The following is a 6,949-nucleotide window of genomic DNA, read 5'->3' as shown; positions in this document are numbered from 1 at the left end:
TTTGGCATGTGCCCCGGGCACCCCGCCCCCTGCCAAAACCACCGCGCCGCCGCCCGGGGGGGGGGCGCCCCGCCCCCCCCCCGGGGGGGGGGGGGGGGCCGGGCGGCCCCCGGCGGCCCACCACCTCGCGGGTCGAACGTCGCGGCGGACCGCGCTCACATACGGCGCCAGCGGGCCGAGGCGAAGGAGAACGCGCCGAACAGCGTCAGCCCGCAGGCGACCGCGACGAGCAGCCAGGGCCCGACGGGCGTGGCGGCGAAACTGCGCAACGTGGCGTCCACCCCCTTGGCCTGCTCCGGATCGAAGCGCAGGGCCGCGAACACGACGAAGACGCCGGCCGCCGCACCCACCGCGCCACGGGCCACCCCGCCGGCCACGCCGAGCGCGTTGACGACCTGACGGGTCCCGGTGGGAGTGGACGACAGATCGAGGCGGCGCAGGAAACGGCGCATCGCCGCACGGACGGCGAGCACCACTCCGACGACGGCCAGAACACACCCCGCGGCCCCCACCAGCTGCTGCCCGTAAGGGAGTTGGAGGGCGGAACGCGTCCAGTCGCGGGACTTGGCGTTGCTGCTGGACCCCCGGTCGGTGCCGGCCGCGAAGGTGGCCGTGCCCCAACAGACCGTGGCGTAGAAGACGGCCCGGCCGCCGTCGAGGATCCGCGAGCCGATCTTGCGGTCGCCGCCGCCGGGACGCGCCGCCCGCATCGCGCGCCACAGCGCCATGCACCCGAAGCCCACGGCCAGCGCCCACAGCACGGCCGCCCCGAATGGTTTGCCGGACACCTCGGCCAGCGCGCCCTCACGGTCCGCCTGGCCGCCGCCCGCTCCCAGCGCGATCCGGATCGCCAGGACACCGATCAGGACGTACACCACGCCCCGCGCCACGAAGCCCGCCCGGCCGGCGGCGCTCACCGTCTCCCGCTGCGTCGGACGGAGCCGCCCCGATCCACTGCGGCCCCGCTGTATGTGTGACGATGCCACGCCGCCCCCTCGCTCGTTCCGGGATCACGGACGCGAGAAGGCGTCCTGGTCGCCGGGTGCCCAGGACGGGCCGGGCCATGCGCCCGGCCCGTCCTGGCACACTCGACGCGACCGGAAGAGCGAGGGGGCTCGGCGGCGGCCGTGGATCAGGCCTTGTCCTGCATGTCCCGTCGCGCGGGGTTGCCCTGCTCGCCCGCCTTCGGGTCCTTCTCGTCCGCCTTGGCGCGCACACCGCGTTCGATGCGCTCGCCGATCGTCTTGTCGATGGCTGACCAGTACGCGAAGGCGCGTTGCAGCACCGGCTCGGTGACGCCGTTCAGGAGGTGCCCGACGACGTTGCCCACCAGCCGGTCGCGGGCCGCGTCGTCGAGTACCTCGCGCACCAGGGTGCCCGGCTGGCCCCAGTCGTCGTCCTCGGCGTGGGAGACGTACGCCGCCCGGGTGATCTCACCGTCGGCCGTCCAGCTGGGCGGGCTGCCGTAGCGCTCGGTGTCGGCGGCAGGGCCGCCCTTCGAGTTCGGGGCGTACACCGGGTCGCTGGTCTTGCGGTAGGCCATCGCCCCGTCCTTGGAGTACGTGTGCACCGGGACGACGGGGGCGTTGACGGGGAGCTGCTGGTAGTTCCCGCCGATGCGGTGGCGGTGGGCGTCCGCGTACGAGAACAGCCGGGCGAGCAGCATGCGGTCCGGGCTCGGGCCGATGCCGGGGACCAGGTTGTTGGGCTGGAAGGCGGCCTGCTCGATCTCGGCGTGGTGGTCGGTGGGGTTGCGGTCCAGCGTCATCCGGCCGACCTCGATCAGCGGGTAGTCGCCGTGCGGCCACACCTTGGTCAGGTCGAACGGGTTGAAGCGGTACTCCGCGGCGTCCTCGTACGGCATCACCTGCACGTGCAGCGTCCAGCTCGGGTAGTCGCCGTCCCGGATGTGCTCGAAGAGGTCGCGCGTGTGGTAGTCGGTGTCCGCCGAGGCCATCTGGTCGGCCTCGTCCTGGGTGAAGTACTCGATGCCCTGGTCGGTCTTGAAGTGGTACTTCACCCAGAAGCGCTGTCCCTGGGCGTTGATCCACATGTACGTGTGCGAGGTGTAGCCGTTCATGTGGCGCCAGGTGCGGGGGATGCCCCGGTCACCCATCAGCCACGCCACCTGGTGGGCGGACTCGGGCGAGAGCGTCCAGAAGTCCCACTGCATGTCGTGGTCGCGCAGGTTGTTGTCCGCGCGGCGCTTCTGGGAGCGGATGAAGTGCTGGAACTTCATCGGGTCCTTGACGAAGAACACGGGGGTGTTGTTGCCCACCATGTCGTAGTTGCCTTCGCTGGTGTAGAACTTCACCGCGAAGCCGCGCGGGTCGCGCCAGGTGTCCGGGCTGCCGCGCTCGCCCGCGACGGTGGAGAACCGGGCGACCAGATCGGTCCTGGTGCCGGGCTGGAACACCGCCGCCTTGGTGTAGCCGCTCACGTCGTTGGTCACCTCGAAGTGACCGAAGGCGCCGCTGCCCTTGGCGTGCGGCTGGCGCTCGGGGATCCGCTCCCGGTTGAACTGGGCCATCTGCTCGATCAGGTACGAGTCCTGGAGCAGGATCGGACCGCCGGGGCCGACGGTGAGGGAATGTTCGTCGCTTTCGACCGGGGCGCCGGAATCGGACGTGGTCGCCCTGCCTGGTGTGTCGGTCATCGCTCAGCCTCCGTCGTACGGTGCGCGTTGCAAACGCTGATCAGGCCGCGATCGCGAAGACGGAACGCGGCACTACGCGTGTAGCCGTCCGTGGGCATCGGCAAACCCGTGCATATCCGTCAGGACGAGCGCGAGCGCCCGGTCGGGCCGCCTTTGAGCGGCGCGACCGGGCGCACGGGGACCGTCCGGCCCCGGTGTTCTGCCGCGCTGCGGTACGGCCAGTGGGGCGGGAGGGGAGCGTCAGGAGGGGAGCGTCAGGAGGAGAGCGTCAGGAGGAGAGAGCGCCTTCCGGCGCCTCGACACCGCGGACGGTGATCAGCCGGGCCGTGCCGTCGACCAGGCGGTAGGAGAGGCCCACCACCGCGGTGGTGCCCGCGTCCACCGCGTCCGCCAGGACCCGGGAGCGGTCGAGCAGCAGGTCGACACTGAGCCTTATGTGCTCGGCGATGTACTCCTCGTCCTCCGTGTGGCCCGCGGCCTGCGAGGCCAGCACGCTCGGCGTGACCCGCTCGATGACGTCCCGCACATAACCGGCCGCGGTCGTGCCGTTCTCCACGGCGGACCGGGCGGCGGCGACCGCACCGCACGCGTCGTGGCCCAGCACCACGACCAGCGGGCAGCCGAGCACACTCACGCCGTACTCGACGCTGCCCAGCACCTCGGGGCCCATCACGTGCCCGGCGGTACGCACCACGAAGAGGTCACCGAGACCCCGGTCGAAGATGATCTCGGCGGCCAGCCGGGAATCGGAGCACCCGAAGAGCACGGCGAACGGATTCTGTCCCGGAGCGACCTCGGTACGGCGCGTGGCGTCCTGGTTCGGATGCTCGGGCGAACCCGTCACGAACCGCTGATTACCGGACAACAGCATCTCAAGGGCGGCGCGGGGTGTGGGCATCTGTGCATGGGTCATGGCCCGCAGATTACAACCCGCCCTGGTCATGGGGGTACGGGTGCTCACGCGGGCAGGGGCGCGACGGGGAATTTTCGTCCAAGACAACGGCGTCGAAGTCGGGGACCTTGGAGGCATGCGCAGTGAACGAAGCAAGGCGGCCTCCACCGGCCGGGGTGAGGACGGCGGCCGGGGTCAGGACGGCGGCCGGAGGGACGACAGCGGCTGGGAGGTCGCCCGGCCCGGGAACGGGGTTTCCGTTGCGGGAGTCCGGATGGCGGGGTTTCGCGACCGCGACGGCGCCGGGCTGGACAAGCGGGTGTACGCGCAGCCCTGTGTGGTCGTGGTCATCGGGCTCGGAGAGGACCCGTTCCTCGTGGAGGACGGTGCCGGACCGCACGCCCTGACCGGCTTCGCCGCGACCTTCTCGCCCGGACCGGCCCGCGTCCGGGGCCGGCACGTGGAGTGCGTCGAGATGCGCCTGTCGCCCTCCGCCGCGTACAGCCTGCTGGGCGTCTCGCCGGGCGAACTCGCCGCGCCCGTGGTGAGCCTCGAAGAACTCTGGGGGCGGTCCGCGCAACGCCTGCGCGGGCAGCTGTCCGAGAGCGCGAGCTGGCAGCAACGCCTCGCGCTGATGGACGAGTTCCTCGTCGCGCGGGCCGCTCGGGCCCCCTCCATGGCGCCCGAGGTCGCCGCCGCCTGGGACCACATCGTGGCCCGCCGAGGGCGCGTGCGGGTCGATGAACTCGCCGCGCCGTACGGATGGAGCCGAAAGCAGCTCTGGTCCCGGTTCAGCGCGCAGGTGGGCCTCACACCCAAGCGCGCCGCCATGCTGGTCCGCTTCGACCACGCCGCCCGGGCGCTCTGCGCCGGAGCGAGCGCCGTCGATGCGGCGACGGCCTGCGGATACGTGGACCAGCCGCACCTCCACCGGGACGTTCGGGCCTTCGCCGGGTGCACCCCCGGCGCCCTGGCGGCCCACGCGACGACACCCGATCCGCACGCCGAGCCTCCCGGGCGCTCACCGGCCCACGCCGACCTGCCCGGACGCTCCTCCGCGCGCGCCGATGCGCTCCCGCGCACCTCGCCCCGCACGCCCCGTAGCTCCAGCCCCACGAAAGGAAGATCCCTGTGACAAGCACCGCCACCCGTTCGAAGGACGACACCAACGACCGGGGCCTCATCGTCCGCACCGCCTTCGGCAGCATGGCCGCGCAGACCCTGCGCGCGGCGGTGCGGCTCAAGGTGGTCGAGCTGATCGGCGACACCTCGCGCCGGGCGGACGACATCGCCACGGCCGCCGGGACCGAACCCCGGGCCACGCTCCGGCTGTTACGCGCCCTGGCCGGCCTCGGCCTGCTGGAGGAGAGCGCCCCCGGATCGTTCGCCGTGACCTCGGCCGGCCGTCTCCTCGACGACTCCCGCCCCGGCTCGCTCGCCTCCTTCGTACGCGTCTTCACCGACCCGGTCGCCACGCGCGCCTGGGAACACCTGGACACGAGCGTGCGCACTGGTGACGTCGCCTTCGACCAGGTCTTCGCCACGGACTTCTTCAGCCACCTCGCCCAACACGCGGACCTGTCGGCCGAGTTCAACGCCGCCATGAGCCAGGCGACGAAAGAGGTCGCGGCCGTTCTGCCCCACGCCTTCGACTTCGGCCGGTTCACCTCGGTCACGGACGTCGGCGGGGGAGACGGCACCCTGCTGGCGGCCGTCCTCACCGCCCACCCGGCCCTCGCCGGCGTGGTCCTCGACTCGGCGCAGGGCCTGGCCCAGACGCCGGGCACACTGGAGCGGCACGGCCTGACGGACCGCTGCTCACCGGCGCCCGGGGACTTCTTCCGCTCCGTTCCCGGCGGCTCGGACCTCTACCTGATCAAGAGCGTCCTGCACGACTGGAACGACGACCAGGCGGTGACGATCCTCAGCCACTGCCGTGAGGTGCTGCCGCCCGCGGGCCGCGTCCTCGTCGTGGAACCGGTGCTTCCCGGCGCCGCCGTGACCGGCTCCACTGCTTCCGGGGACGTGACGTATCTGAGCGACCTCAACATGCTGGTGAACGTGGGCGGCCGGGAACGCACCCGCGAGGACTTCGCCGAGGTGTGCCACCGCGCGGGGCTGACCGTCCTGTCGGTCGCGCTCCTGGAGGGAGCCACCCCGTACTCCCTCATCGAGGCGGCGCGCGAGCGCTGACGCGCAGGGCTCCCGCGGCGCGGTGCGGGCCGCGCGACACGGAGCCCCGCCCGGCCCGCTGGCGCCGGGCGGAGCTCCGGACGGCCTCAGGCCTTGCGCAGGGTCTCGGCGAGGAGCGGCAGCAGGCGGTCCCAATGGCGTTGCAGCGCCGCGGAGTTGAACGCGCTGGTGTCGGGCATGGTGAAGCCGTGCACGGTGTCCGGGTAGACCTCACAGCTGTGCTCGACGCCCGCGGCGTCCAAGGCCTTCTCCAGATCGCCGATCGCCATGTGCGGGACGTCGCCCTCGGCGAAGCCCAGGTGCAGGCGGGCGGTGAGGTCACCGGCGAGCCGGTGCGGGCTGTCCGGAGCGTCCGTGACCAGGAGGCCCGGGTGGAATCCGGCCACGGCGGCGACCCGGTCCGGGTGGGCCGCGGCGGTGCGGAGGGCCAGACCCGCGCCCATGCAGTAGCCGATCGTGGCGACCGGCCCCGCGGCGACCTCGGGCTGGGCGGTGAGGAAGGCGACATAGGCCTCCGCGTCGCGCAGCGCCCGGTCGGGCGTGTGCTCGTCGACCAGCGGCATGAGCCGGCCGAAGAGCGCCTGCCGGGTCTCGGGCCCGATGTACTCGGGAAGCTCGACCACCGGGGCGGGGCCGTGCCGGTAGAAGACATTGGGGACCAGCACGTAGTACCCGTGGCCGGCCAGCTGGGCGGCCAGGTCCGTCAGCGCGGGCCGCAGGCCGATGGCGTCCATGTACAGCAGCACGCCGGGGTGGCGCTCGCCGTCGTCCGGGAACGCGGCGATCGCGTCGGCCCGGCCGTCCGCGGTGGTGATCTGGAACGTCTTGGTAGGTATGGCGGGTCTTCCTTCCTCGGACTGACGCCGATGCGCAGTCACTGTACGGAGCGGGGTCAGCCGGAGATCGACCCCGCGCGCACCCACGATTACGGCCCTGGCCTGCCGGGGTCAAGCGGGTGGCGAAATTTAGCTGCGCCGGGCATCCACTTCGCCCGTAGTGCCTCGCCTCCGGTCCGACGGTGGAGGCCCGTGCGCCGGCGCGCTGAGGTCGGCGGGCCGAACTCGCTTGATGTTGGGCGCAGTTGAGGTACCGAGCCCACCCGCCCCCGGCCGCGCCTGCCGCAGCCGTCCTCGACGCCCGATGGGGTGCTCGCTCCGATCCGTACGCACGGCCGAGGGGTCGTCGCCCCGGACGGATGGCATGGAAGC

Annotated in this window: 6 protein-coding genes; 2 read left to right on the top strand and 4 right to left on the bottom strand. The window is 72.5% G+C overall.

What is annotated here, in order from left to right:
- Nucleotides 1-155 precede the first annotated feature (155 nt).
- The 3 genes from ACGF3I_RS01055 to ACGF3I_RS01045 form a co-directional block, all read right to left on the bottom strand.
- Nucleotides 156-986, bottom strand: coding sequence for a DUF1206 domain-containing protein (locus tag ACGF3I_RS01055; RefSeq protein ID WP_393128379.1), 831 nt, complete (start codon nt 984-986; stop codon nt 156-158).
- 146 nt (nt 987-1,132) lie between these two features.
- Nucleotides 1,133-2,656: a catalase gene (locus ACGF3I_RS01050; RefSeq protein WP_393128378.1), complete on the bottom strand. Its 1,524-nt coding sequence runs from the start codon at nt 2,654-2,656 to the stop codon at nt 1,133-1,135.
- Between the two features lie 268 nt (nt 2,657-2,924).
- On the bottom strand, nt 2,925-3,569 hold the full coding sequence (locus ACGF3I_RS01045) for a carbonic anhydrase (protein ID WP_393128377.1): 645 nt from the start codon (nt 3,567-3,569) through the stop codon (nt 2,925-2,927).
- A 115-nt stretch (nt 3,570-3,684) separates the two neighbouring features.
- Between ACGF3I_RS01045 and ACGF3I_RS01040 the strand changes: the two genes are divergently transcribed.
- Entirely contained in the window at nt 3,685-4,683 is a 999-nt protein-coding gene (locus ACGF3I_RS01040) for a helix-turn-helix domain-containing protein (RefSeq protein ID WP_393128376.1), read from the top strand.
- Nucleotides 4,680-5,741 carry a methyltransferase gene (locus ACGF3I_RS01035; protein ID WP_393128375.1) on the top strand — a complete coding sequence of 354 codons (1,062 nt, stop codon included), beginning with the start codon at nt 4,680-4,682 and terminating at the stop codon, nt 5,739-5,741. The genes ACGF3I_RS01040 and ACGF3I_RS01035 overlap by 4 nt, the downstream gene beginning before the upstream one ends.
- A gap of 86 nt (nt 5,742-5,827) precedes the next feature.
- Here the strand turns inward: ACGF3I_RS01035 and ACGF3I_RS01030 are convergent, their stop codons facing one another.
- Nucleotides 5,828-6,577, bottom strand: coding sequence for a dienelactone hydrolase family protein (locus ACGF3I_RS01030; protein WP_393129082.1), 750 nt, complete (start codon nt 6,575-6,577; stop codon nt 5,828-5,830).
- Between the last annotated feature and the right edge of the window lie 372 nt (nt 6,578-6,949).

Source organism: Streptomyces sp. NPDC048111, from assembly GCF_043202815.1.
Lineage (GTDB): Bacteria > Actinomycetota > Actinomycetes > Streptomycetales > Streptomycetaceae > Streptomyces.
Note: the sequence above shows the minus strand (reverse complement) of the source record. Positions and strands in the feature narration are given on the sequence as shown.